Source organism: Streptodolium elevatio, from assembly GCF_040649515.1.
Lineage (GTDB): Bacteria > Actinomycetota > Actinomycetes > Streptomycetales > Streptomycetaceae > Yinghuangia > Yinghuangia elevatio.
In genome coordinates, this window is the sequence record NZ_JBEZFP010000064.1 from 12163 (window position 1) to 37020 (window position 24858).

The window sequence follows — 24858 nt, forward strand, 5'->3', positions numbered from 1 at the left end:
ACCACGACAGAACCTTCACCGTCGTCCGGCTCCTTCCAGCCCGGCCTTCGACGCCGTGCTGTTGCGGACGTAGCGCATCGAGCTGCACCGGTACGCGACGACCGCCACGTCGCCGACCCGGATCGGCGCGGTCATCCGGCAGGTGAAAGTCGCGAACGTCCCGGCGTCATACAGGTCTTCGATGGTGAAGCCGTACGCGGGACCGGGCACGGGGACGAGCGTGAGCGCCCCCTTGCCCTCGGGGAACGTGAGCTGCTGGGGCAGTCGGGAGATCGGCCGACCGGTCGTGTTGACCACCGTATGCCGGTACGTGACGCGCATCAGGCCGTCCGGGCCGACCTCCACCTCGACCCCCGTCGCCACCTCGCCCAGGAACGGCGGCTCCTGTGCGTTGCAGGGGTGTGGCGAGGGGGCCGAGGGGTGTGGGCCGCCCTCCCACGGGCGGCTGCGCAACCCGAGGATCTCGCCCGGGATGCGCAGGCCGTCGGCGACGCGTTCGATCACACGCTGGTCGCGGGCCTGCGAGGCACCTCGCACGTACGCGCTGACGCGGCTCGGCGTCATGTCGCACAAGCGCGCCATCCGGCTGATGCTCAGGCCCGCGTCGCGGCGCGCGAGCCGGAAGATCTCCCCGATGTCACGGCGGGCGCCGGCGTCGCGTATCGCGGGGCTCGTCAGCACTCCGGCGGGGAGCACGCCAGCGATCACCGGGGTTGGGGCGACAGGCCGCGCGACGGAACCCTGGTGCACTGCGTCCTCCAAGATCGGATCGCGCCCCGGAGGGTCTGACGGCGGACGCAACGACAATCGCACTGTCGCCATCCGGAAATCGGCGTTGTGCGCACGCGGAACCGACAATCCGCGCACGGGGGCAAGTGGGTTCATACGGAGTGCTCGGCCAACGGGTCGGGCGGCTTTGGTTGGGAGGCGAGCAGCCTGCTCTAGGCAACCACACAGCGCGGGCGACCTCGCGCTTGGACATCTGCCCCAATGCGCTGACCGGCCAACCGATGTTCACGCCCAGGTAGTTGGGCATCCCTGTCCTGGTGGTTGCATATAGTGTCTGCGCATTTAGGGGGGGCGGTGAGAGGTGTGCCGGCGCACCGGGAATTGTGGGCGGTGGGGCCGCGGCGTGACGACGTGGCGTCGTTCGATTGCGGGGCCGAAGCCGTCCAGGCCCTGTGCGCACTGGAGTTGGCGGAAGCGACGCGGGTTGCCTGCGGAACCAGTGACGGCCTGATCCGTATCTGGGATCCGGCCACCGGCGAGGAGACTCTCGTCCTGGGCGAGCAGCGATCCCCGGTGTACGCGCTGTGCGCGCTCCCCGTCGACGGGGAGATGATGCTGGCCGCCGGCGGCCACGATGCGGCGGTGCAACTGTGGAATCCGCGTACCGGCGAGCTCCTTCGCACCTTGTCGGGACGCGGCGGCCAAGTGGTCAACGCGCTCTGCCCGGTGCCGGTCGACGGCCTCATGCTGCTGGCGAGCGGCGTGGACGACGGCACCGTACGCCTGTGGGATCCGAGTTCCGGCCGCCTCTTGCGCTGTCTGGACGCGCATACGGAGCCGGACATGCGCACCCACCCGGTGCGCGGGCTGTGTGCCTTCACCCTCGCCGACCGCACCGTACTGGCCGCCGGGGGCGATGACGGCACGATCCGGCTGTGGGACGCGGCCACCGGCACGCTGCTGCGCGAACTCAGGGGCAGGCCCGACCCGTACCGCAAGTCCGACGCTTTCCCCCACCCTCTCAGGACCACCGTCGAGGGCCACACCGGGCCGGTGTACGCACTGTGCGCACTGTCGATCGCAGGCCGCACGGTACTGGCCAGCGCGGGCGACAAGGTCCTGGTGTGGGACCCGGCCACCGGTCGACTGCTGCCCACGCTCGACGCCCACGCGCGGTTGACCTTCGGGCTGTGCCCCGTGCAGTTGGGTGAACGCACCGGTCTGGCCGGCGCAGGCAGCGGGGACGACGGGGTGCGGGTGTGGGACGCGAGCACCGGAGAGCTGCTGCGTACCCTTCGGGGGCACACGGGCCCGGTCTGGGGTGGCGTATGCGCACTCCCGCACGTCGGCGGCCGGACCCTGCTCGCCAGTGGGGGCGGCAAGTTCGACGGGATGGTGCGGCTGTGGGACGCCGCCGGCCAGTCCGCGGCGGACCCGGGCCTGCCCGACCACGTGGAGTCGGTCTGCACGTTGCCGCTCGGGAGCCGGACCCTGGTGGCGAGCGGCGCCGGCAACGGGGCGGTTCGCCTATGGGACGCGGAACTCGGCACTCGTACGGATGTGTTGGACCGCACGGAGACCCATTTCACCCGTGACTGGGTCGGCGGGGTCTGCGCGCTGTCTGTCGAGGACCGGACGCTCCTCGCTGTCGCCGCCCGCAACGGCACCATCCGGCTGCACGATCCTGCCGCGGGCCAGGAGGTCCGCATGATCGGGTACCTGTGGGACCCGGCGCTCCCGAGCCGCCCCGGAACAGGCGCTTACGCCCGCACCGCCGAAGGGGAGTTGGTCTCCGATCGGTTCATGTCCGTGTGCACGGTGCCGTCCGGCGGGCGGCAGTTGCTGGCCACCTGCGGAGAGCCGGGGACGGATTACGTGGCGCACGTACGCCTCTGGGACCCCGCGACCGGCGAGCACCTGCGCACCGTGGCCCGCCACAAGGGCAGACTCCAGGCCATATGCGCCCTCCCGCTGGCGGACCGCACTCTGCTGGCCGGTACCGGCTGGGACAACTACGCCTGGCTGTGGGACATCGCGTCCGACGACCACCCCAAGCCTCTGGTCGGACACCGCGGCTGGGTCAACACCGTGTGCGGAGTGCCGGTCGACGGCCGGATCCTGCCGGCCAGCGGCAGCCACGACGGCACCGTGCGTCTGTGGGATCCCGTGACGGGACGTACCAAGCGCGTGTTGACCGGGCACCGGGACTGGGTCCGCGGGCTGTGTCTCCTGCCGCTCGGCGGGCGCACCCTTCTGGCCAGCGGCAGCAAGGACCGGACGGTACGCCTGTGGGACCTGGCTGAGTTGCGGTGTGTTGCGGAGATTGCCGTACGCTCGCCGGTCGTTGCGCTCGCGGCCGCCGAGTCGCGCCTCTTCGTCGCGTCCGAGGACGGGTTGCACGGGTACGCGGTCGGGGCGGACGGCGCGATCGAGTCCACAGTTCGAGGCGACTGACCAACGCTTCGAGTGCCACCCTGCTCCTGCGAAGCAAGTCGGGGTGCTATTGGGGGGTCTCGACGACGCGGAGTCGGATCTGTCGTCGATGCAGGTTGATGTTGCAGACGCGGACGGTCAGCGGGTCGCCTTTGGCGCAGTTGCGGCCGGCCGCTGCCAACCGCGTCAGGGCCGGATCGCCGGCAGACACCAGCCCGTGGATCCCGGTGTCCAGGCGGACCACGACCCCGGGCGGGATGACCTCGCTCACGATCCCCGGGATCTCCTCGCCGAGCCGGGACCGGGCAAAGGCGGCCAGGGGATCCGGTTCCAGATCCCTGAACGACAAGGAGACCCGTTCGCGGTCCCAGTCGATGTCGAGCACGACGACGGTCACCGACTGCCCGACTTGGGCGACGTCGGAGATGCGGTCGACGGGTGTCCAGGACATGTTCGCGACGGTCACCAGGCCGTCGAGTCCGCCGAGGTCGACGAAGATCCCGAAGTTCGTGAGCGCGGACACCACTCCGCGTCTGACCTCACCGAGTTCCAACGTCTCCAGCACCGTTCGCCGCTGGGTTTCGCGTTCGTCTGGCAAGTCACATCCTTCTGTCAGCAGCGCTCGCTATGGACGAACGTCCGCGGCGCTGACGGGGCGTGGTCATGAGTCGGGGCGGGGGGTGCCGCCGCAGCGGAGGGTTAGGTCTTTGGCTACGGCGCGTAGTTCGTCGGCGAGTTCGCGTACGTCGTCCGCGCGGGCGTCGGGCCGCAGGAGATGGAGTTCGACCTCGAACTGCGGTCTGCCGTCGTGGCCGAACACCGGTGCGGCCATGTAGGAGACGGGCAGGGTCCTGGCCTCCGCCAACTCGCTCGCCAGGTATCCGCGTCCGATCCGCTGGAGGAAGGCGGACATCTGAGGCAGGTCGCTTCGGCCCGTCATCGTCGACATGGTGCGGATCGCCTCGGCGACCTGCTCCATGGCGTCGTCGAGGCGCCAGATGCCCACGCCTTCGGCGCGTACCGTCGACAGGAACCGCTCCAGGTGTTCGCGGGTCGCCGTGTCGGGGGCGTGGGCCAGCCACTCGCGGCGCTCGGCCGGGCCGCGGAACGCCATCACGACCGCGCCGAACGGGGGGAACATCGGCAGGCGGGTCCGGTCGGCCGGGCCGGTGCGGTCGCGACCGTACGACGCGATCACGCTGGTGTGGTCCGCCGCGACGCGGCTCAGCGACGCGGCGAGACCTGTGGTGTCGCCGAGCTGCCGCAGCAGCTTCCGGGCGCCGTCGACGATCGGCACGCGTGTCAGGATCGCGCCCGCCACCGGAACCAGGGCCGTGCCCACGCGGTACGTGCGGTCCGGGCCGCGGTCGACCCAGCCGTGGTTCTCCAGCGCGCCGAGGACGGCGGCGCACGTCGCGCGGTTGAGGCCGAGGCGCTCGCTGATCTCCGAAACGGTCGCCCCGTCCTCGACGTCGAGCAGCAACTCCACGATCGCGACGACCCGGTCGGTGGGCGGTGACGTGGACATGGCTCTTGTTCCTCCTCGGCGGCGCCGCTATCTTCGCCAAATAGCTGACCATGTTACGCCGAATATTCGTCACCTGTACAGGGGCGACCCTGGAGGAGCCCGCCATGCCAACCGCCACCGAGGGTCCCGAGCTGTCCGTCCACATCGGCGCGGACGACCTGCCGTTCGTCGAGATCGGCGGCGGCAACAAGCTCAAGGTCATCTGCGTCAAGGCGCAGGAGGGCCTGTGGATCGTGGAGAACGTGTTCCAGCCGGGCTTCGCCGTGCAGACACACCGGCACACCGGCCCGGTGTACGCCTACACCGTCTCCGGCGCGTGGAAGTACGCCGAGTACGACTACGTCAACCGCGCCGGGTCGTTCCTCTACGAGCCCGCCGGCTCCGTCCACACCCTGACCTGCATCGAGCCGGACACCCGCGTCTGGTTCCAGATGTACGGCGCCAACCTCAACCTCGACGCCGACGGCAATGTCGAGTCCGTCACCGACGGCCCCGGCTCGCTGCGGTCGTACTACCGGCTGTGCGAGATGCAGGGCCACGGCCGTCCGAACGTCCTGGTCGCCTGAGGAGCAGCAGCATGACCGTCACCCCAGACACCGCGCCCGACATCTACAGCCCCGACAGCTACGCGTCCGGCGCCCCGCACGCGCTCCTCGCCGAACTGCGGCGCACCAGCCCGGTCTTCTGGCAGGACATGCCGGGCACCGCGACCTCGAAGGCGGGGGGTTACTGGGCGGTCCTGCGGCACGAGGACGTCGAGTACGTCTCGCAGCACCCGGAGATCTTCTCCGCGGAACGCGGCGGCATCGTGCTGGAGGACCTGGACGAGGACCGCCTCGACGCGCTCCGCGGCACGCTGCTGGCGATGGACCCGCCGCGACACCGGGCGTACCGCAAGCCGCTGGTCAAGTCGTTCACCGCCAGGGTGGTGGGCGGCATGGAGGGGCGCATCCGGGAGATCTGCCGGGAGATATTCGCCCGCATCCCGGACGGTGACGTCGAGTTCGTGCACGACGTCACCTCCAGCCTCCCCACCCAGGTCATCGGCGAACTGATGGGCCTGCCGCCGGAGGACTGGGACCACATCCACCGCCTCGCCGAGCGCACCAACAGCCAGCAGGACCCGGAGGTCGCCGGCAACGACGGCTACGGTCCGGGCGACGCGTCCCGCGAAATGGCGATGTACGCGGTGCGCTTCGCCATGCGGCGCCGGCAGGAGTTGGACGGTGCCGAGGAGCCGCCCGAGGACCTCACCACGCTCATCCTCGAATCCGAGTTCGGCGGCAAGCTGATGACCGACCTCGACTTCGGGTCCTTCTTCATGCAGCTCGTCACCGCCGGCAACGACACCACCAAGACCATGCTGTCGGGCGGCCTGCACGCCTTGCTCACCCACCCCGACCAGCTCGCCGCACTGCGCGCCGACCCGTCGCTCATCCCCGGCGCGGTCGAGGAGATCCTGCGCTGGGCCAACCCGCTGCACTACTTCCGGCGCACCGCCACGCGGGACGTCGAACTGCGCGGCGTACGGATCAAGGAGGGCGACAAGGTCGCGGTGTACTACACGTCCGCCAATCGCGACGAGGACGTCTTCGCCGACCCGCAGGCCTTCGACATCACCCGCAAGCCCAACCCGCACCTTTCGTTCGGCTTCGCCGAGCACTTCTGCCTCGGTGTGCACATCGCCCGCCTGGAAGGCCGGGTGTTCTTTGAGGAGTTGCTCGCGACGTTCCCGCACATCGAGCTGACCGGCGAACCGAAGCGGCTGCGCTCCAACCTCAACAACTCCCTGACGCAGCTACCGGTACGGCTGATGCGCAACTGAGTCGTCGTACGCAACCCGTCTCGCCGTCGAGCGCGGTGGAGTCAGCCGCGTTTGGCGGTGGGCCAGCCGTGTCCCCAGCCGCCTTGCACCATCGTCTGGAACGCCCAGCCGTCCTCCGTGCGGACCAGCAGGTCCACGTAGTGCATGCTCTGCGGCTGCCCGTCGACGGTCATCGTGGCCTCGGTCTCCACGACGACGAGGTTCGCGCTGAGGAAGCGAGGCGTCCGGGTGGACTTGAGGTCGAGCCCGGCGGTTCCGCCGCCGATGGCCTCGCGCATCGTCTCGATGTACTCCTCGCGGGTCCACTGCCGCACCGCGGCGTGGCCGCCGGGGACGTCGGTGGCGAGGTTCATCGGGAACACCGCCAGATCGGCCAGTCCCTCGATCGAGCCGCGCTCGGCGAGCGCGTCGAACTCGGCGAACCACGCCTCGATGGCCTGCGTTTCCTCGGCGGTCGGCTGGTACACGGCTGTTCCTTCCGGTGCGGTGGCGCTACTCCGTACAACGTACGGTACGCCGTACGGAGTTACAACTCGCTTTCCGCCTGCGGGGTGAGCACGACAATCGGGATCGTGCGGCCGGTCTTCTGCGCGTACTCGTCGTAGAGGGGAAAGATCCGCGCCATCTCGGGCCACAGGGTTGCGCGTTCGTCCGAGGACGCGACGCGCGCCCGCGCGGTGAACCGCCGGGTGCCGGCCTGCACCCCGGCACTCGGGTCCGCAAGCAGGTTCTTGAGCCACGCCGGATCCTCGTCGGCTCCGCCGTTGGAGGCGACCACCACGAAATCGTCGCCTGACATTCCGTAGATCAGGCAGGTCCGGCGCGGCTTGCCGGTGGCGCGGCCGGTGGTGGCGAGCACAAGGACGTGCACCCCGTTGTTCACATGTCCTTCGGTGCCGCCCGAGGCCAGGTACGCGCGGGTCTGCTCCGCAACCCAGTCCTGCTGCGAGTCGGTGGCGCGGTCAATGTCTTCGGCGACGGCCATGCCGCGGTTCCTTCCAGGAGCGAGCGTGCACTGAGGCCACGGTGGCCCCATCTGCTCTGCCCAGAGAACGAACCTGGCAACCCGTTCTCGACATCCCCGACAGCCAGCCCTGCCGCAGGACAAAGACGGTCGCAAACCCTCCCGTCCAACACCGCGAGCAACCCGTTTTGATGAACCACCAGCACCTTGCCGACAGACGGGGAAACGATCACAAGATCGGCTGAGAGTCGTCGATCTCGAACGGGATCCACGATTCCGGGCTCAGGCCGGAAGTTCCGTCGGGCTCCAGTCCGGTGGAGCCCGGCAGCACCTCCGACGACACCTTCTCCGCAGGCCACCAGTTCGGGTGGTTCCGGGCAGTCTGATTCGGCAACGCCATGTCTCCTAGGCGGAACCAGTCGTGCCGGTCGGTGGGGCCTGCTGGTAGAGCGCCACCAACACGCCGTGCAGGGGCTGGTCGGCTCCGCCTTCCTCGGTTTCGTCGACCAGGTTGGTGAGGGTCTCGCCGAGTGCTCGTGCCTGTGCGGGGCTGAGGCGCAGGTGGCGCAGCCTCAGGGTCTCGGCGGGTGAGCGTTCCAGCTCCTGGGCGAACGCGGCGAGCATCGCGGCGGTGCCTGCCGCCTGGGGTTCGGCGACGACCATGTGCCGGGCCGTGCGCTGGAAGTACTGCTCCGTGCCGCCGCGGACCTGGCGGGTCTCGGCGATGTGCACCAGCCCGGCTTCGCGGAGCACTTTGAGGTGGTGGGCCACGTTTCCCTTCTTCGCGTCGAGCTGCGCCGCAAGCCGGCTGACGGTGGCGGGCTGGTGGCCGAGGGCGAAGAGCAGCCGCTGCCGCAGCGGATGGGCGAGCGCCGCGAACTGTTCCGGTGCGCCGATCTCCAGGACGTCCTCGGGAGGCGGCAGGTGGGAGGTCTCATCAGGCATGGCGAAAGTGTCTAAAGTTCTTGACGCTTTCGCAAGGGCGATGATCTACTTCCGGCCATGACGACACCGACGAAGATCTCGCCTGCCCCTGTCATCGACGAGACAGCGCGGCTCCTGACCGAGCACTACACCTTCCCCGAGATAGCCGAGCAGGTCGCGGGCCTGCTGCAACGACGCCTTGCCGAGGGCGCGTACGACGTCGACGCCGCCGAGGAGCTTGCCCGGCTGGTCACCGCCGACCTCCAGTCCGCCAACGGCGACCGGCACCTGCGACTGAAGCACCACACCGAACCGGTCCCCGAGAAGAAGGGGGCGGCCACCCTGGAGTCCATGCGCCGGGAGTTCGACACCTCGCTGGGCGGCGTACCCCGGGTCGAATTGCTCGACGGAGGGGTGGCCGTGGTGGAGCTGGCACCCATGCTGTTCCCGCTGGAGTGGGCCGCCGAACCGCTGAGCGCCGCGCTCACCCTGGCTTCTCGCGCCCAAGCACTCATCGTGGACCTTCGCGGCAACCGCGGAGGCGACCCGGACACGGTCGCCTTCGTGTGCAGCTACCTGCTCGACGAGCGCACCCACCTCAACACCATGTCCTGGCGCCGTGGCGACCGCACCGAGCAGTCCTGGAGCCTGCCGCATGTTCCCGGCGCGCGCTTCGGCGGCAGCAAGCCGTTGTACGTGCTGTCCAGCGGCACCACCTTCTCCGCCGCCGAGGAGCTGGCGTACGACCTCCAGCAGCTCGGCCGCGCCGTGGTCGTCGGCGAGCCCACCCGCGGCGGCGCACATCCCTGCCAGGGCTGGACCGTGCATCCGCACCTGGAGGCCACCGTCCCCGTCGGCCGCGCCGTCAACCCCGTCTCCGGCACGAACTGGGAGGGCACCGGTGTGCAGCCGGACGTCCCCTGCCCCGCTGCCGAATCCCTCGACCGCGCCCGCACCCTGGCCCTCGCCCAACTGGCATCCTGACCTGGCCGGCTCGTCGCCGGTTTGTCGTGTGTGTCGCGCGTGCGGCGATTCTCCAACTCACGTGCTGGGCATCGAGGTCGTCCGTCATGGTCGGCGCAGCGCTGCCGGCAAGGCTGTCCCCTCCAGTCAGTCCGCTTGGGACCGATGGGCGGCGGTGAAAGGCCCTGTGTCGTCGATGCTGCGGTGCAGGGGGAAGTGCTCCTCAAGCCCGGTGGCAACGAGGATGCGGGGGAGCAGCGGCCGGGTGGAGACCACGCGCAGGACGCCCTGCCGTTGGAGCACCCGGGTGCGGGCGCGCAGCAGCAGGTGCAGCGCGGTGCTGTCCATGAAGGTGACGGGCCGCAGGTCGACGGCCAGGAGCGAATACCAGCTCCGGGTCAGGTCGTCCAGGACGATGCCGATCCCAGGGCCGGCGACGATGTCGATCTCGCCGCTCAACTCCGCGACGATGCTGCCGTGTTCGCAGCGGTGGCGAATGTTGGGGGACGCGGTGGTGTGCCACATCGGTGATTGCCTGCCCCTGGGTCGGGGCCGGGCCGTGCGGGTCCTTTCCGCCTGGCCCGGCGTGCCGTTGTCGTGCGGGCCACCGGGCGTCTGGGGCGGTTACCGGCTTACGTTAGGCGTGGGGGCGACTCTCGGCATGGGAGTCCGTGGAACCGCCGGGCGTGTCGGCGGGGGCGCTCGAAGCACAGCACGGGCGTGAACCCGCCCCGCCGCACACTTCACGCCGGGTATTGGTTGGCCGGGCGTGTTCGGCCGAGCAGCATGCACACTCTGAACGTGGCCAATCGGAGGACACCTCCTGATGCAGGAATCTCGGCCCGTGAGGCCGAGGTCCTTGCCGCGCTCGGCGAGTATCTGACCAACGCCGAGATCGGCGCCCGTTTGTCGATCTCCATCCGCACCGTCGAGAGCCATGTCTCCTCGTTGCTCCGCAAGTTGCGGGTGGACGACCGCCGTGCGCTCGCCGTCGTTTCGGCGAACCTGCCCTCCGATTCCGCGGCCGGGCCCGCCGGGCCCAAGGCGCTGCCTTCGCCGTTGACGCCGTTCGTGGGGCGGGTGGCCGAGCGGGCGGCGCTGACCGAAGCGCTGCACGACCATCGGCTGGTCACGGCTGTCGGACCGGGCGGGGTGGGCAAGACCCGTCTGGCCCTGAGCCTCGCCGCCGAGGCGAACGACCGGTTCGCCGACGGTGTCTGGTACGTCAACCTGGTACCGGTGAGCGACCCTTCGCTGATCGCGGCGGCGATTGCGGACACGCTGGGCCTCGGGGCGAGTGCAGGCCGCTCACCGACGGACACCCTCCTGGCATGGACGGCCGACCGGGAAACGCTGCTCGTGCTGGACAACTGCGAACACCTGCTGGACGGCGTGGTGGTCCTGCTGGAACGGCTGCTGGCCGGCAGCCCCCGGCTGACAGTACTCGCCACCAGTCGGGCGAGGTTGCTGGTGCCGTTCGAATGGGTGTTTGCGGTGCCCGGCCTGTCCGTCGAAGCCGATGGGGGCGGCCCCGGTGACGCGGTCGAGCTGTTCTTCGGGCGAGCCGCGGCCGGCGGGAGCCTGCCGATGTCCGACGACACCGAGCGCATCACCGCCGTCTGCCGGGGCCTGGACGGCATGGCGCTCGCGATCGAACTGGCCGCCGCCCGGTACTCGTCGCTCGGCCTTGACGGACTCGAAGCCGGACTGGCCGACCGGCTGCGGCTGCTGACCGGCGGACCGCGGATCGACGACCGGCACCGTTCGTTGCGGTCCACGCTCGACTGGAGTTACGCACTGCTGGCGGAACCCGATCAGGCGGTGCTCCGCCGGATCTCGGTTTTTGCCGGCTCGTTCACCGCCGACGCCGCGGCGACGATTCTGGCCGGGTGGCCGCCGGTGGAGACCGGTGCCGTCGCGACCGTCCTGGCCGGGCTCGCCGACCAGAGCCTGCTGACCGCGATCGCGGAGCCGGGCGGAACCCGCTACCGCGTTTTGGAGACGATTCGTCAGTACGGCGTGGACCGGCGTGACGACGCCGGCGAGTCGGTCCAGGCACTCGCGCGCCATCTCCACTGGTGTCTGGAGGAAAGCGCGGTTCTGCGGGCCGCCTCCCGCGAGCCGGCCGGTGCCTGGAGAGGGGCGTTCGATCGGGTCGCCGACGAGTTGCGCGGTGCCCTGGCCTGGGCGGCCCGCAGCGCCGAACATCGCTCAGAGGGGCACCGGTTGGCGATGGCGTTGGCGGAGCTGACCTTCGACCAGGGCATGCCCGGGGAGGCGCAGCGCCGCTACGAACAGGCGGCCGAGCTCGCCGCCGACCACACCGGAGCCGCCGGCGCATTGCGTTGCGCGGCGGGTGCCGCGGAGTCCCGGCATTTCGGCAACGAGGCGTTGCGGCTGCGCAGGGCCGCGGCCGATGCCGCGATACGAGCAGGCGATCGGATCGGCGCGGCCGGTGACCTCGCCCGGAACGCCGAGTTCGTCAACCGCGCCCCAGGGCTCCTTGCGACCGAGCCCGCGGCCGGTGAGGTGGAGGCGCTGATCGCCGAGGGCTGGACGCTGGCCGACGGCGACTTGGCCGCGCAGGCGCGCCTGCTCACCGCCGAGGCCGCCAACGGCTCGATCGCCGATCCGGCCACCCTCGAACTCGTCGAGCGCGCACTCGCGTTGGCCCGCCGCCTCGACGACCCGTTGATCGAGAGCGCCGCGCTCGACCAGCTCACGGTGATACAGATGGGGCGCGGCGACGTCCGCGCCGCGGCGGCCGGCGCGATGCGGCGTACCGAGTTGCTCGCTCCGCTGCGGGTGACGGCCATGACCGGATTGGAGTTCTTCGACGGGTTCGGCATGGCCGACCATTGCGCCGTCGCCGCCGGTGACCTGCCGGCCGCGAGGAGATATGCCGAGCGCCTGCGGGATCTGCCGTTCTACCGCGGGGAAGGCCACTTGGCGGTACGCCGGCTGCTCGTCGTCACGGCGCTCGCGGGCGACTGGGACGAGACGATCGCACTGGCGGAGCGCTTCCGCGAGGGGTGGGACCGGGCGGGTCGACCGCGTGCGGGCAACCTCAGGAGCGGCGCGTACGCCGCCGCGACGGTGCACGGGCTGCGCGGAGACGACGACGCCCGTGCCGAGTGGTTGGACGTCGTCGACGCTCTCGGAACCCAAGGCCCGCCGGGCCGCTCGGCGGCGCCGCTTCGCTTCGGTGAATTCTTCGACGCCTTGCTCCTGCTGCACCGCGGCCTGCCCGGACAGGCAGTGCAGGTGTTGCACACGCCTCCGGACGAGTTGACGGACTGGTACGACAGCGTGTGGCGTACCTGGTACGCCGCGGCGTGGGCCGAGGCGGCAGTCCTCGGCGGACACCAGGACGCGGCCGCTCGCGTTCGGAGCGCACGCCCGGCGACCGCGGGAAACCCGGTCGCCACCGCCGTCGTCGACCGAGCGGCGGCCGTGGCCGCGGGAGACCGCGACGGGTTGACCGCAGCCGCCGCTGCCCTGGAGGGGACCGGCTGCCGCTACCAGTGGGCCCGGGCGCTCGTCTTCCTCGACGGGGAGCAACGGGCACGTGGCGAATCCGAGCTGGCGCGCATGGGTGCGACAGCCATGGTCCGGCCTCGGGAACAGCCATGGCCGGTCCGGCCTCCGGGATAGGGAGATCTCCGTGAAGCGGGACGCATCGACGAACACAACGCGGTCGGCGTAGCCGAACGCGCCGGTGTCGACGACGCCACCGAGGAAGAACCGGCCGTTCTGGTTCGCGACGACCAGAGCCTGGCCGTCGCCCGCATGCCGCGCATCGGTGCCGAGCACGCAGACCACCACGCACTCCACAGTCCGTGGTGAGCACGGATGTCGGACGAGCCGCTCTGGCTCAGGGTTGGTGCCAGTTCCTCCGATCAGGCCCCGCGCAACGCTCGTCCGGACCGACAGAGAGAAGAACCTCGTGAAGGCATACGGCAAGATGTTCGCGTCGGCGGTGACCCTCGGCCTCACCGTCCTCGCCACACAGGTGTCGGGAACCACGCCGGCGTCAGCGGCCAGCATTCCGCCCGGTTCCGTGCAAGTCTTCGCCAAATCGTCGCCGGTCAACAATCTGGCGACGAAGGCCCCTTTCCGCGCGAACTGCCCGTCCGGCCAGCGGGTGCTCGGCGGCGGCGCGTTCACGGTCGGCGGCGTCCACGCCGTCATCACTCAGATGCAGCCGATCCACACCGATAGCGGGGACAGCTTCGAAGTCACCGCGGCGGCGGACCAGTTCGGCATACCCTCGGCATGGAACTTCCAGGTGTTCGCATTCTGCGCCGCGGTTCCCGCCGCGCTGGGCGTGGAGATCGTCTCCCACGCCAACGCGCCGACATCGGCCAGTACGGACCAGGCTCCGTCGCAGTGCCCGGGAGGCAAGCAATTGATCGGCGCCGGCGGCAAGATCACCAACGGCAACGGGCAGGTGGACCTGGGCACCTTCACCAACAGCAGCGGGTGGTTCGCGTTCGGCAGCGCCGCGTTTGCCAAGGAGGACGCCGACGGGTTCGCCGGCAACTACACCGTCACGGGCTACTCGGTCTGCGCGAAGGCGAATGCCTTCGGCGACTTCCAGCAGTTCAAGACCCAGTTCACCACGTCCGCCCCGAGCCAGTCCCAGATCGTCGCCTGCCCGTCCGGGCTGAGGCTCACCGGCCTTGCCGGCGGCACGACAACGCCCGGCACGCACTTCCAGGAGATCGCGCCGCACACCACCAACGCCCCCAACCTCGCCGACTTCGGTGCCCAGTCGTCGGTCCCGGCCGGCGGGCCTTGGCTCATGGAGACGACCGTCTTCTGCGCCAAGTAGCCGCGGCGGCAGTGGTCAGCGCGGGAGCACGCCCTTCGGGGCGTGCTGCTTACGGTGCTGCCCGACCGTGGAGACCTCCCCGGCGCGCGCTGACAGCTTGCAGTGAAGACGAACTGTCGGATTCGCCGGCCCCCTCGGATCCCTGGTTGTTTGTCACGCGCATGGGCCCGCGGCGGGAGCGGGCCCATGCGGTGGTGCGTCGGTCAGCGGTGTACCTCGTCGAGGAATGCGCGCATGGAGTCGAGCCATTCCTGCGGGCGCTCGACGAAGGGCAGGTGACCGCATTCGATCTCTGCGAGGCGGGCTCCGGCGATACCGTCCGCAACCTCCCGGTGCAGGTGCGGTGTGGCCAGTTGGTCGAGGGTCGTCGATATGACGAGTGTCGGTGCGCGTACCGCCGCCAGGTCGGCCCGTACGTCGATGTGCGCGACAAGTTGGACGTGGTCCTCGGTGCCGGGCGGGGTGTTGGCGGCGCTGTCCTTGACCAGCGTGTCGACGGTGGCCTGGTCGAGTCGATCCAGCATGGGGGCGCTGAAGCCGGTCAGGATCAGGAACTCGGCAAGCCGGTTCGGGTCCAGCTCCAAGGCGCGCAGGTGGCCGAGCCACGCGCGGGCCGCGAGACGCAGGCGAGGGTTCGGGTGGGCGAACCCTGCGGTCAGGACGAGCGCCTTGACGCGCTCGGGATGCCGGGTCGTCGCGCGGATGGCCAGGGGCACGCCCATCGAGTAGCCCGCGATGGCGAACGTCTCCAGGCCTTCCTCGACGGCGGTTGCCACGAGTTGGTCGGCCAGGGTGTCCAGGTCGAGGGGTTCGGTGGCGCGTGGGGTGCGGCCGGTGCCCGGATAGTCGGGGCCCACCACGGTGTACCGCTGGGCGAGGCCGTCGAGGATCGGCCCGAAGTTGGGCTCGACGCCGCCGCCTCCGCCGTGGGCGAGGAGCAGTCCTGGTCCGGTGCCCCGGACGATGCGGGAGAGCGGCGATGCGGGGAGGGTGCGTGTCATGTCCGTCCTTGATGATGATCTGTCGAGATGTACTACTCGATGGTGATGTGTCGGGATGTACTACTCGGCGGTGCGGTCAAGCCGTGCGGCGGCCAGCGCCGGGGCGAGCGCGACGAGCGCCACCGCGCCGCCGAGCCAGGCCAGGTCGGGAAGTCCGAGTCCGGTGTCGAGAGCGCGGCCGCCAAGCCACGAACCGCCCGCGATACCGAGGTTGAAGGCCGAGGCGCTGACGGCCGTCACGAGCGTCGGCGCGCCGGGGCCGGCGTCGAGCGCGCGCTCCTGAAGCAGCGGAACCAGTACGGCCGATGCCGTCCCGAGTGCGAACACCGCGCCCACGGCGGCCAATTGCGCGTGGATGGCACCCGCGGTCAACGCCAGCACCGAGGCGAGCACGACGATCGCGACGCACAACGCGCTGGCGGGTGCGCGGTCCGCCAGTCTCCCACCGAGGCCGTTGCCGAGCAGCGCGCCCACACCGAACACCGCGAGCAGGACCGAGACGCCCGCGCTGGAGAAGCCGCCGGGGCCTTGCAGCAGCGGACTGATGTACGTGTAGGCCGTGAACAGGCCGGCCTGGACGAGCACCGTGGCGGCCAAGACCAGGCCCACGCGCGGGCGCAGGAGTGCGGCCACCTCCGTGCGCGGCGTCGGCGGGGCGGCTGACCGCGGACGGACCAGCGTCGCGGCCGCGACGAAGACCAGCAGGGCGAACGCGGCGATGCCCCAGAAGGTCGTACGCCACCCGAACCGGTCGCCGATCCATGTGCCGAGCGGGGCCCCGAGCACCGACGCGAGGTTCCACCCGGACGCGACCACCGCCACCACGCGCCCGCGCTGCCCGGCCGGCGCACTGGATATGGCCGCCACCATCGCGACGGCGAACGTCGTACTGTGCGTGAGCGCGGTGAGAACACGTGCCGCGAGCAGTGTGTCGAAGCCGGTGGCCAGGGCCGCTGCAGCGCTGCCCGCGGTGAAGGCGGCCAGCATGCCGAGCAGGACACGGCGCGGCGGCAGGCGCAGCAGGGCGATGGTGACCAGGGGTCCGGCGAGTGTGACGGTCAGCGCGTACCAGCCGACCAGGGAGCCGGTTGTCGACACCGGTCGGTCGAAATCGGCAGAGAGCGCGGGCACGAGTCCGGTCATCACATATTCGGCGGTGCCGATGATGAACACAGACGCGGTGAGCACGGCCAGTGTGGCGAGCGGGCCGAGTCGGTGCTTGAGGTGCCTGCGCCCGGCCGGAGCGTCGCCGGTGGGGGCGGTTGCAGTGGTCGCCATGCCGCGAAGCTAAGGTCTGACATCGATGTCAGAGTCAAGCGCGGGAAGTGAGGTTCGCAATGGCAATGCGCATGGGCGAGATGGTCCGGCGGACCGGAGTGAACGAGCGACTGCTGCGCTACTACGAGACGCAGGGACTCCTGTCGCCCTCTCGCCTCCCCAGCGGCTACCGCGAATACGCCGAGACCGACGTCGCCACGGTGCGGCGCATCCGCACCCTGCTCAACGCCGGGTTGTCGACGACGGTCATCGCCCAGGTGCTGCCCTGCGTCCGCGACGACGGACCGCGCCTGGTCCCGACCTGCGCGGACCTGATCGCCCAACTCCGTGACGAACGCGCCCGAATCGACGCCGCAATCGCCGACCTGGCAGCCTCACGCGACCTCCTGGACACCGTGATCACGGCAAAGCCGGGATAAGAGATAGTCCTCGAAACGCCCGGAGCAGGGCCTTCGGGGCTCGGACAATTTCCCGGCCTCCGCTCACTTCCTCCGCTCACCCAGGACGCAGAACTCGTTGCCCTCGGGGTCCAAGAGGGTCACCCAGTGCTGCTCGCCCTGCTCGGTGTCGGCGCGCCGGGCGCCGAGGGAGAGCAGCCGGGCGACTTCGGCTTCCTGGTCGTCGGGGCGGAAGTCGGGGTGGAGCCGGTTCTTCGACGTCTTGCCCTCGGGGACGGGCACGAAGAGCAGGCCGGGCATCCGGTCCGGCTCAGGACGGATCTCGATGATCTCCTCGGTTTCGTCGACCACAACCCAGCCGAGAGCCTCCGCCCACCAGCGCCCGAGAGCGACGGGGTCGGCGGAGTCGACGATGATTTGTTCCCATTCCAGTGCCATGGGCCCGAGCATAGACAGGGCCGTCGGTCCACCCCGCGAAGCCGGGGCTGGACCAAGTTCGTGATGCCGAATTCGGTCCGGCGCGTGGCGACAGCCCTTCGAGGCCGGGCTGGTTGTCGGTCCGGACGGCACGTCGCGCTGGGCATGGCGGGCCTTCCAGTCGGTCGTCTCGTCGGTTCGGGTGCTTCGGCGGCGAGACACGGAACCGCACGCGTGGATAACGCGAGAGGATGGGGCATGCCCGAGACTGCCTCCGAACACCGCGTCCGCGCCGAAGCCCTCGCCGACGAAGCCCATCACCTCCACCAACTGCTCCTCGACGGCGAGTTGTCCGGCTCCGAGCGGGCCTTGGTGATCAGCCATCTCCACGCGCTGGCTACTCTGGGGCAGCTCTTCCTCGGACTGTCGCAGCCGCCGGACGCGGACAGGACGTGAGCGACTGACGCACTGACCACCGAACCGGCGTGGCGGTGCCCGGGAATCCGGCCCCTATGGCTGCGCCGGGCGAGGCTGGGAGCTCGGGATCCGCCCGGTGAAGAACATCGCAAGCAGCGCGGTGAGGGCGAGGATCGCGAGTGCGGCGCGTAGGCCGTCGAGTCGCGCGGTGGTGTTCGCGTCGACGGCGGCCTGTGCGACCGCCGGTGTCGTACCCGCCTCGGCGAGCGCGGACTTGAGCTGGTCGTCCGACAGGAACGGCACGCCGCCTTCGAGTTCCACGGTCGCCTGGCTCGTGACCGCCGCGGGGACCGCGAGGTTCCTCTCGACGCCGGTCAGGAACGACGTCGTCATCGCGGCGATCAGGATCGACCCCGCCAGTGCGGTGCCGATCGAGGCGCCGAGGTTGGTGACGGCGTTCTGGATGCCACCGACTTCCGTGCTCTTTTCGTCCGGCACCGCGGACACGGTCACCGACCCGAGCTGGGACGCCAAGGCGCCCATGCCGAGTCCGATCAGCAGGAGGGGCACGGTGACGATCTCGGCACCCGCGTCCGCGTCGAGCGCGGCCATCAATGCCAACGCGCCGGCGAGCAGGGCGAGGATCCCGATCCGTACGACGCGCCGCGGCGAGACGTCCGGGAGGAACCGCGGAATCAGGACCGCCGCGGCCAGCAGTGTGAGCGAGAGGGGCAGAATGCGGGCTCCGGTCGCCAGCGCGGACAGGCCCAGCGCGACCGACAGGTAGAGCGGTACGACGAAGAACACGCCCATCTGCACGAGGTACTGGAAGAAGAACATCGTCAAACCGCCGGTGAGCTGACGGTTCCGCAGCATGGACGAATCCACCAGAGGCTCCCCGCCTCGGGCCGACACACGGGCCTCCCAGGACAGGAACATCCCGACCAGCGCCAGGCCGGCCAGCATCAGCCAGACGACCAGCGAGACCCCGAGCCACTCCGGCGCATCGGGCTTCGGCTGGAACCATCCCCATTCCGCCGACCGCAGGACCCCGAACACGAAGACCCCCAGCCCCAGCGCGGACAGCACGGCGCCGACCAGGTCGATGCGCCCGTGCTCCCCACTCGGCGCGTCGGTGACCCGGCGTGCGAGCACCAGGATCACGACCACGATGACGACCTCGCCCGCGAAGACCCAGCGCCAGGAGAAGTACGTGGTGGCCACGCCACCGATCAGCGGCCCCACCGCGATCGCCGCGGCCCCTGCCGCCGCGACCATTCCGTACGCGGAAGCACGCCGCTCCACCGGGAAGTTTCCCGCGACCAGCGCCACAATCGCGGGCAGGATGAGGGCCGCCCCGACGCCCTCCAGGAATGCCCATCCGAGCAGAAGGACGGGCAGGTTCGGGGCCACTGCCGTCGTCAGGGAGCCGCAGCCGTAGATGCAGCAGCCGATCGTGAACGCGCGTTTGCGGCCGATGAGCCCCCCGACCTTCCCCCCGGGGATCATGAGCATCGCCATTACGAGCGTGTAGGCCGTGATCGCCCCCTGGATCCCGGTCACGGTCGTGCCCACGTCCTCGGCCACGGTGGCAATCGAGACGTTCATGACCGAGCTGTCGAGCGCCATCAGGAATTGCCCGGCGACGAGCGGCAGGAGGACCACTCCCGACGCCGCACGTCCCGGCACCTGCGCACCAACCGCCATGGACGCATCGTGCCAACCGAATGTGCGATCGCGGGACTGCACCGCCGCGATGTCAGCCAGACGGCGGCGCCTGAGTACATGGGCCAGCCGGCCGGCCTGCGACGGCAAGCCGATCGCCCGTGCGCCGAGCCCTCGGGGCGATGTCCAGATGCCGGTTGGGCGGCGTCGGTGTCGGGCAGTGCGTCGACGCAGCCGAGACAGGGCCGAGAGAAGGCGGTGGGGCCTTTCGTACCGGGAGTTGGCGGGACCGATGCGCGGGCGGTCGGGCGGGGTGGATATCGTCGGGGTGCGCGTTGCTTCGTCGCCTGGCCGGAGGGGGTGGTCGAGATGTCCGACGACACCACGCCGTGGCGTTTGCCGCGGGGGAACGAGATCGAAACCCAGAGTCCTCAGGGGATCGACACGTCAGTCGCGCATCCCGCACGCATGTACGACTACTACCTCGACGGCAAGAACAACTTCGCCGTCGACCGTGCTGCCGCCGATCGGATCCTGGATGCCGCCCCGGAAGCGCGCCTCGTGGTCCAGGCGGGCCGCCAATTCCTGCGCCGCGCGGTGCGTTTCGCGGCCGAGCGGGGGATGACCCAGTTCCTCGACATCGGCACCGGCCTGCCCACCGAAGGCAGCGTCCACGAGGTGGCCCAGGCCATCCGGCCCGAGACCCGGGTGGCGTACGTCGACAACGACCCGGTCGTCCTGGCCCACGCACGCGCCCTGATGCCCGGTGACCCGCGGGGCCGGGTCACGTACACGCAGGCTGACGCGCGCGAACCCGACAAGGTGATCGGCGCCGCCGACGTGGGCGAGGTCGTCGACTTCGACCTGCCGGTCGTCGTCGTGCTGGCGATGCTCCTGCACTTCATCCGGGACGAAGAGGACCCGGCGGGCATCGTCGCCCGCCTGCGCGAGGCCATGGCCCCGGGAAGCATGCTGATCGTCAGCCATGTGACGTACCGGTCGGAGGAGTTGAAGCACCTCGCCGAAGAGGTGTACGAGCGGACGAACTCCCCCGTTGTCCCCCGCACCAGGGAGGAGATCGCCGCACTCCTCGACGGCTTCGACCTGGTGGACCCGGGCCTGGTCAGGATTCCGCTGTGGCGCCCCGAGCCGGACGCCCCGCTGCTGAGCGAAGAAGACCTCGACAACATCGTCGTGTTCGGGGCAGTGGGGATTCGCACGTAGGACGGGTGGCGGCGACCGGCCGGACGGCGGCCGCGGGGTGTCCGGGGCGGTCCGAATGCGGACCCTGTCGGGCACACGTCGATCCGAACTGCGATGTCGCGTCGACGAGGTGTCCATCCGCGCCCCTGTGCCGAGTTGAGGACGCTGAACTGCCTTTCACGGTCCGGCGCGTGGCCACCGTCCGCGGTACTTCATTGCCCGGCAAAACGGTCGTGGATGACGCGGGGGAGGGTGACGTCGGGGGCCGCATAGGCGACATTGGTGGGGCCGGGGTAGTCGAAGCCGTCTTCGGCCGGTCGGTGGCGGGTCGCGCCGGCGAGCGCGCGCCCGAACGGAGATGATGTCGATGGAGGACCACTGTGCCGAGCCGTGCGATGCCGGATGCGCTCCGGGCCGCGTACGCCGCCGAGATGGCCGCCGCCCGCGCCGCGGGGCCGACCGCGGACCGGTGGAAGGCGGCTGAGCGCGCGCACATCCTGTCCCAGCCCTGGCCGGGCGCCCACACCCGTACCCACGCGGTGATGCTGCGTCTGGCGTTCCGGGACCGCGATGCGCGCGAAGTGGTGGGCCAGGCCGTGCGGTTGCTCGTCGCCGCGCCCGGTTCGGCCGCGGGCAGATACCCGTCCGGCAACACCGGCCGTACCCGTGATGGCCTGACCCGGCCGATGCCGGTGCCCGAGGACTTGGCGGCTCTGCTGCGCGCCGCGGGCGTGACGCTCGGCCCATCGGCCTGACCTACCTGGGAGCGGGCTTGATCGGCCGGCTCCAGAGCCGAGCTCCAGAGCCGAACTCTAGAGCCGAGCTTCAGACAGGGCCCGGGCCGGGTGTCAGGTGGTGGTGAGAAAGCGCAGCACCGCGTCGGCCGTCTCCTTCGGATGTGTCAGAAGGCCGCCATGTGCGGCCCCGTCGACCTGGGCGAACTGTCCCCGCGGCAGCAGTTCGGCGGCGGCGCGCCCGGTGTGCGGCGGGAAGTACAGGTCGTGCTCGAACGCGAGCGCCAAGACGGGAGTCCTGATCTCGGTGAGCGCGGCCATGCGGTCCGGGTCGCGCAGCCACACCTGCGACGCGGCCGACTGCCCCGCCTCCCCGTCAGGCGACGCCCACACCGACTCCTGCCCGCCCAGCAGTTCGCGCCAGTTCGCCACCTGCTCGACGTCGTCGCGCAGTACAAGCGGCGGCAGCGTGCTCAACAGCGTTTGCAACGCCGCGAACTTCGGTGGCAAATAACCTGCCAGCGCGATCAGTTCCGCTTCCGCGTCGAGTACCGCGTCCACCACGCCCGTCATCGGACCGGCTCCGGCCATCAGCACCAGCGACCCGACCAAGTCCGGGCGGGTCCGGGCCAGAAGCTCCGCGGTGAAGCTGCCCAGCGAATACCCGAGCACCGCCGCGTCCCGGAACCCCACGTGGCCCATCAACCCGGCCAGATCGCCGGCCAGATCGGCCATCGCGTACGGGGCAGGCGGCGCATCAGACGGCGCCACCCCGCGCGCGGCGTACGTCACCACCTCGCAGCCCGCCACCACCAGTGCGTCGCGCAGCCCGCTGAACTCCCAGGCGACCGGCGGCATTCCCGTCCCGCCCGACAACACCACCGGACGCCCCGAGCCCACCCGTTCGAACGCGATCCGCACCCCGCCGACAACCACTGTGTCCATGCGTCCCTGCCCTCCCCGTCCCCTGACAAAGCGTCAGGCGAGCCACTGTTGGTCGGCATACGGCTCGGCAACGCCGAATGTTCCCAAGACTCATGACTTTCTGCCGTCGGCCGAGACGCCGAGTTGGCGCCTGGCACGACCCCGGGGGATGAGTGATGGCAGGCAGGCCCGTGCGGACGACCGTCAGCTGGGCTTCTGCCGCATGATCCATGTGGGCAGCGGTTCGGACACCGTGTCCACGATCTCCCAGCCCGCGCGACGGTAGACCTCGACGTTGGCCGCGGTGCCGGTTTCGAGGACCGCGGGCAACCCGTCGGCGGCGGCGCGTCGCAGTCCGGCTTCCATCACGGCGTGGCCCCACCGCCGCCCGGCGTGGTCGGGATGGGTTCCCAGGACTCCGAGGTACCAATAGGGCGCGGGAGGAAGGACTTTGTGCACCGCCTCGTCGTACGCGTGGACGCGGTCGAGCACGTCGGCGGGAAGCGAGGCGGCCCACGCCGCGTCCGACGGGGGCGCGTCGTCCGTGTACGGCGGTTCCCAGATCGCCACCGAGGCGCCGTCGGCGATCGTCCAGACCGCCCCCTTGCCCACCCGCTTGTCGAAGAGGTGACCGAAGAAGGCGGCCGCGTATGCCGGGTATGTGGTTTCGTCGGGGAACAGGTAGCGCAGTACCGGATCACCGGTGAACGCAGCCACCAGTGAGGACACGATCCGTTCGCGGTTTGCCAGAGTGGCGACGGTTATCACTGGTTCGGTCACGGCAACGGACGATAGCTCAGCGCCTGCCGACAGGCGAATGACCACCGAACCCCCCCCCGCGTTCGGTGGTCATTGCGCGCGTGGCCGGGAGGCAGCGGGCGGCGCATCTCCGAAGTGATCTCCGGGAAAACCCTGGTGCCGCGTCGTCGCGGCAACCTGGGGCGCGGGGCAGGCGTCCACCCCCTGACGGGCAATCATGTGGGGGAGAGGCAATGGGAATTCGCATCAGGGGCCGCCGGGCGGGTTGGGTGGCCGCGTCGGCCGGTGCCGTGGCCGCGTTGGCGGTAGCGGCTGCTCCGGCCACGGCGCAGGCTGCCGAAACGCAGCAGAGTGTGCCGACTTCGACGACCTTTCAGCGCGGCCACGCGCTGGCCTGCGAGGGCACTGTCGGCGGGGTGTCGGTCACGGTCGACCTGTACGAGAACTCGGTGCACGGCGCGCACGCCGGCATCTTCGTCGAGACGGCCGAGGGCGCGTACCGGGGTGGCTTCGGACCACAGGACACACGGATGTTCCGGCACGGCCGCGTGAGCGCGCAGATCGCCCTCGAACCGGCCGAAGAGGACGGGGTGGCGCGGTCGCCGATTGCGGCGGGCGCGGTGGCCGACGTCGGCGGTACCTACGCACGCACCGGACGGCCGGAACGGGTGCACGAGGAGATCGAGGACGCCGGGCAGCTCATCGTCACCGACGGGCTCAACCAGCGGCTGCGTACGGATGTTTCGGTGTCCGTGCTCGGACGCGACGTGCCGCTGTCGTGCGGGACGGCGTTCGCGTTCGACCTCCTGGTCCGGGCGTATCCGGCGGGGTCCGGAGGCAACTCGGCGTCGGCGTAGCCGTGTCGGTGACATCAGGCGCGCCCGGGGTCGGCCTAAGGACCCTGGGACTGAGGTGAGCTGAGCAGAGGTGAGCTGAGCAGAGATGAGGTGAGGCAAGTGAGGTGCTGCCGCCGCAAGATGGCGCGCAGCACCTCCGCCCGTCGTCGGAGAGCCGTGCCTCAGGGGGCGCGGAAGCGCGTACGCAGGGTGCCGATCCCCTCGACCCGGCTGACCAGTTCGTCGTCTGGTGTGAGGTAGCGCGGAGGCGTCATGCGGTTTCCGACTCCGGCCGGCGTCCCGGTGAAGACGAGGTCGCCGGGAAGGAGCGGGCAGACCGCCGAGATCCGCGCGACGAGGTCGGCTACCGGGAAGATCATCTCCTTGGTGCGGGCCTGCTGGACCATGGCGCCGTTCACCAGCCCGGTGATCTCCAGGTCGTCCGGATCGGCGAACTCGTCGGGGGTGACCAGCACCGGGCCGGTCGGACCGAAGCCCGGGAAGGACTTCGCGAGCGAGAACTGCGGTGGTGTGCCCAGCATTTGCGTCCGGCGTTCGGACAGGTCCTGGCCCACGGTCAGCCCGGCGACGTGGCGCCAGGCGTCGGCCGCGGCGATGCGGTGTCCGCCGACCCCGACTACGGCGACGAGTTCGACCTCCCAGTCCACCCGGTCGCCGGGCAGTTCCACCGTCGTCTCCGGCCCGGTGACGCAGGTCGGATACTTGGTGAACACCAACGGCTCGGCGGGAGGCCGGTATCCGGCCTCGGCCGCGTGCGGCGGGTAGTTCAGTGCCACGGCGAAGACCTGGCGCGGGCGCGGCGACGGCGCGTCGAGACGGGCGGCCTCGAAGGGGGTAGGTGGCGGCAGGCGGGCCGTCGCGGCCCAGCGTACGAACGCCGCCCAGTCGGCGAGCAGCGCCATCGGGTCGGGGCCGAAACGGTCGGAACTCGCTCCGGCGATATCGACCGCGCCGCCGTCCACCACCAGGACCGCGCGGTCGGCGAGGTTGGCAAGGCGCACGGCT

At 70.5% G+C, this 24858-nt stretch carries 26 protein-coding genes; 11 read left to right on the forward strand and 15 right to left on the reverse strand.

The features are described 5' to 3' along the window. Nucleotides 1-15 precede the first annotated feature (15 nt). Entirely contained in the window at nucleotides 16-696 is a 681-nt protein-coding gene (locus AB0C36_RS23485) for a helix-turn-helix domain-containing protein (RefSeq protein WP_358356997.1), read from the reverse strand. A 444-nt stretch (nucleotides 697-1140) separates the two neighbouring features. On the opposite strand from AB0C36_RS23485, the gene AB0C36_RS23490 reads away from it, so the two are divergent. Continuing rightward, the gene (locus tag AB0C36_RS23490; RefSeq protein ID WP_358356998.1) at nucleotides 1141-3183 is read left to right on the forward strand and encodes a WD40 repeat domain-containing protein; all 2043 of its coding nucleotides are present in this window, start codon (nucleotides 1141-1143) and stop codon (nucleotides 3181-3183) included. Between the two features lie 46 nt (nucleotides 3184-3229). Here AB0C36_RS23490 and AB0C36_RS23495 read toward each other — a convergent pair whose 3' ends face one another. Further along, nucleotides 3230-3760, reverse strand: a complete 531-nt coding sequence (locus AB0C36_RS23495) for a S1 RNA-binding domain-containing protein (protein WP_358357000.1) — start codon at nucleotides 3758-3760, stop codon at nucleotides 3230-3232. Between the two features lie 63 nt (nucleotides 3761-3823). Beyond that, nucleotides 3824-4690: an IclR family transcriptional regulator gene (locus tag AB0C36_RS23500; protein WP_358357002.1), complete on the reverse strand. Its 867-nt coding sequence runs from the start codon at nucleotides 4688-4690 to the stop codon at nucleotides 3824-3826. Between the two features lie 104 nt (nucleotides 4691-4794). On the opposite strand from AB0C36_RS23500, the gene AB0C36_RS23505 reads away from it, so the two are divergent. Together AB0C36_RS23505 and AB0C36_RS23510 are read left to right on the forward strand one after the other, a co-directional pair. After that, nucleotides 4795-5256 carry a 2,4'-dihydroxyacetophenone dioxygenase family protein gene (locus AB0C36_RS23505; RefSeq protein ID WP_358357004.1) on the forward strand — a complete coding sequence of 154 codons (462 nt, stop codon included), beginning with the start codon at nucleotides 4795-4797 and terminating at the stop codon, nucleotides 5254-5256. 11 nt (nucleotides 5257-5267) lie between these two features. Further along, on the forward strand, nucleotides 5268-6515 hold the full coding sequence (locus AB0C36_RS23510; protein ID WP_358357006.1) for a cytochrome P450: 1248 nt from the start codon (nucleotides 5268-5270) through the stop codon (nucleotides 6513-6515). Between the two features lie 41 nt (nucleotides 6516-6556). Here the strand turns inward: AB0C36_RS23510 and AB0C36_RS23515 are convergent, their stop codons facing one another. The 4 genes from AB0C36_RS23515 to AB0C36_RS23530 all read right to left on the reverse strand — a co-directional run bounded on the left by AB0C36_RS23515 (nucleotide 6557) and on the right by AB0C36_RS23530 (nucleotide 8424). Continuing rightward, nucleotides 6557-6982: a nuclear transport factor 2 family protein gene (locus AB0C36_RS23515; RefSeq protein ID WP_358357008.1), complete on the reverse strand. Its 426-nt coding sequence runs from the start codon at nucleotides 6980-6982 to the stop codon at nucleotides 6557-6559. A 59-nt stretch (nucleotides 6983-7041) separates the two neighbouring features. After that, complete coding sequence (locus AB0C36_RS23520) at nucleotides 7042-7500, reverse strand: nitroreductase family deazaflavin-dependent oxidoreductase (protein ID WP_358357010.1); 459 nt, start codon at nucleotides 7498-7500, stop codon at nucleotides 7042-7044. Between the two features lie 208 nt (nucleotides 7501-7708). Beyond that, nucleotides 7709-7879 (reverse strand): hypothetical protein, encoded by a 171-nt coding sequence (locus AB0C36_RS23525; RefSeq protein ID WP_358357012.1) that lies wholly within the window; start codon nucleotides 7877-7879, stop codon nucleotides 7709-7711. Between the two features lie 5 nt (nucleotides 7880-7884). Beyond that, nucleotides 7885-8424: an ArsR/SmtB family transcription factor gene (locus AB0C36_RS23530; protein WP_358357014.1), complete on the reverse strand. Its 540-nt coding sequence runs from the start codon at nucleotides 8422-8424 to the stop codon at nucleotides 7885-7887. 57 nt (nucleotides 8425-8481) lie between these two features. Here AB0C36_RS23530 and AB0C36_RS23535 point away from each other — a divergent pair, with 57 nt between their 5' ends. Further along, entirely contained in the window at nucleotides 8482-9387 is a 906-nt protein-coding gene (locus tag AB0C36_RS23535; RefSeq protein ID WP_358357016.1) for a S41 family peptidase, read from the forward strand. A 126-nt stretch (nucleotides 9388-9513) separates the two neighbouring features. Here AB0C36_RS23535 and AB0C36_RS23540 read toward each other — a convergent pair whose 3' ends face one another. Next, nucleotides 9514-9891 (reverse strand): STAS domain-containing protein, encoded by a 378-nt coding sequence (locus AB0C36_RS23540; protein ID WP_358357018.1) that lies wholly within the window; start codon nucleotides 9889-9891, stop codon nucleotides 9514-9516. Between the two features lie 276 nt (nucleotides 9892-10167). Between AB0C36_RS23540 and AB0C36_RS23545 the strand changes: the two genes are divergently transcribed. Continuing rightward, nucleotides 10168-13020, forward strand: coding sequence for an ATP-binding protein (locus AB0C36_RS23545; protein WP_358357020.1), 2853 nt, complete (start codon nucleotides 10168-10170; stop codon nucleotides 13018-13020). Nucleotides 13021-13312: 292 nt separating this feature from the next. After that, on the forward strand, nucleotides 13313-14200 hold the full coding sequence (locus AB0C36_RS23550; RefSeq protein ID WP_358357022.1) for a hypothetical protein: 888 nt from the start codon (nucleotides 13313-13315) through the stop codon (nucleotides 14198-14200). Nucleotides 14201-14403: 203 nt separating this feature from the next. On the opposite strand, the gene AB0C36_RS23555 is transcribed toward AB0C36_RS23550, so the two are convergent. Together AB0C36_RS23555 and AB0C36_RS23560 are read right to left on the reverse strand one after the other, a co-directional pair. Beyond that, nucleotides 14404-15201 carry an alpha/beta fold hydrolase gene (locus tag AB0C36_RS23555; protein ID WP_358357024.1) on the reverse strand — a complete coding sequence of 266 codons (798 nt, stop codon included), beginning with the start codon at nucleotides 15199-15201 and terminating at the stop codon, nucleotides 14404-14406. A 60-nt stretch (nucleotides 15202-15261) separates the two neighbouring features. Further along, on the reverse strand, nucleotides 15262-16479 hold the full coding sequence (locus AB0C36_RS23560; protein WP_358357026.1) for an MFS transporter: 1218 nt from the start codon (nucleotides 16477-16479) through the stop codon (nucleotides 15262-15264). A gap of 65 nt (nucleotides 16480-16544) precedes the next feature. Here AB0C36_RS23560 and AB0C36_RS23565 point away from each other — a divergent pair, with 65 nt between their 5' ends. Beyond that, entirely contained in the window at nucleotides 16545-16898 is a 354-nt protein-coding gene (locus AB0C36_RS23565) for a MerR family transcriptional regulator (RefSeq protein ID WP_358357069.1), read from the forward strand. A gap of 63 nt (nucleotides 16899-16961) precedes the next feature. Here the strand turns inward: AB0C36_RS23565 and AB0C36_RS23570 are convergent, their stop codons facing one another. After that, complete coding sequence (locus AB0C36_RS23570; RefSeq protein ID WP_358357028.1) at nucleotides 16962-17315, reverse strand: VOC family protein; 354 nt, start codon at nucleotides 17313-17315, stop codon at nucleotides 16962-16964. Nucleotides 17316-17552: 237 nt separating this feature from the next. Here AB0C36_RS23570 and AB0C36_RS23575 point away from each other — a divergent pair, with 237 nt between their 5' ends. Then, entirely contained in the window at nucleotides 17553-17750 is a 198-nt protein-coding gene (locus AB0C36_RS23575; RefSeq protein ID WP_358357030.1) for a hypothetical protein, read from the forward strand. A gap of 54 nt (nucleotides 17751-17804) precedes the next feature. Here AB0C36_RS23575 and AB0C36_RS23580 read toward each other — a convergent pair whose 3' ends face one another. After that, on the reverse strand, nucleotides 17805-19418 hold the full coding sequence (locus tag AB0C36_RS23580; protein ID WP_358357032.1) for an MFS transporter: 1614 nt from the start codon (nucleotides 19416-19418) through the stop codon (nucleotides 17805-17807). A 327-nt stretch (nucleotides 19419-19745) separates the two neighbouring features. Between AB0C36_RS23580 and AB0C36_RS23585 the strand changes: the two genes are divergently transcribed. Together AB0C36_RS23585 and AB0C36_RS23590 are read left to right on the forward strand one after the other, a co-directional pair. Then, a complete protein-coding gene (locus AB0C36_RS23585; RefSeq protein ID WP_358357034.1) occupies nucleotides 19746-20600 on the forward strand; it encodes an SAM-dependent methyltransferase in 855 nt (284 codons plus the stop codon). A gap of 359 nt (nucleotides 20601-20959) precedes the next feature. Continuing rightward, on the forward strand, nucleotides 20960-21334 hold the full coding sequence (locus AB0C36_RS23590) for a DUF3703 domain-containing protein (RefSeq protein ID WP_358357036.1): 375 nt from the start codon (nucleotides 20960-20962) through the stop codon (nucleotides 21332-21334). Between the two features lie 93 nt (nucleotides 21335-21427). On the opposite strand, the gene AB0C36_RS23595 is transcribed toward AB0C36_RS23590, so the two are convergent. Further along, the gene (locus tag AB0C36_RS23595; protein WP_358357038.1) at nucleotides 21428-22258 is read right to left on the reverse strand and encodes an alpha/beta fold hydrolase; all 831 of its coding nucleotides are present in this window, start codon (nucleotides 22256-22258) and stop codon (nucleotides 21428-21430) included. Nucleotides 22259-22441: 183 nt separating this feature from the next. Beyond that, nucleotides 22442-23017: a GNAT family N-acetyltransferase gene (locus tag AB0C36_RS23600; RefSeq protein ID WP_358357040.1), complete on the reverse strand. Its 576-nt coding sequence runs from the start codon at nucleotides 23015-23017 to the stop codon at nucleotides 22442-22444. A gap of 212 nt (nucleotides 23018-23229) precedes the next feature. Here AB0C36_RS23600 and AB0C36_RS23605 point away from each other — a divergent pair, with 212 nt between their 5' ends. After that, nucleotides 23230-23853 (forward strand): hypothetical protein, encoded by a 624-nt coding sequence (locus AB0C36_RS23605; RefSeq protein WP_358357041.1) that lies wholly within the window; start codon nucleotides 23230-23232, stop codon nucleotides 23851-23853. A 161-nt stretch (nucleotides 23854-24014) separates the two neighbouring features. Here the strand turns inward: AB0C36_RS23605 and AB0C36_RS23610 are convergent, their stop codons facing one another. Further along, nucleotides 24015-24854, reverse strand: a complete 840-nt coding sequence (locus AB0C36_RS23610) for a fumarylacetoacetate hydrolase family protein (protein ID WP_358357043.1) — start codon at nucleotides 24852-24854, stop codon at nucleotides 24015-24017. Nucleotides 24855-24858: the final 4 nt, after the last annotated feature.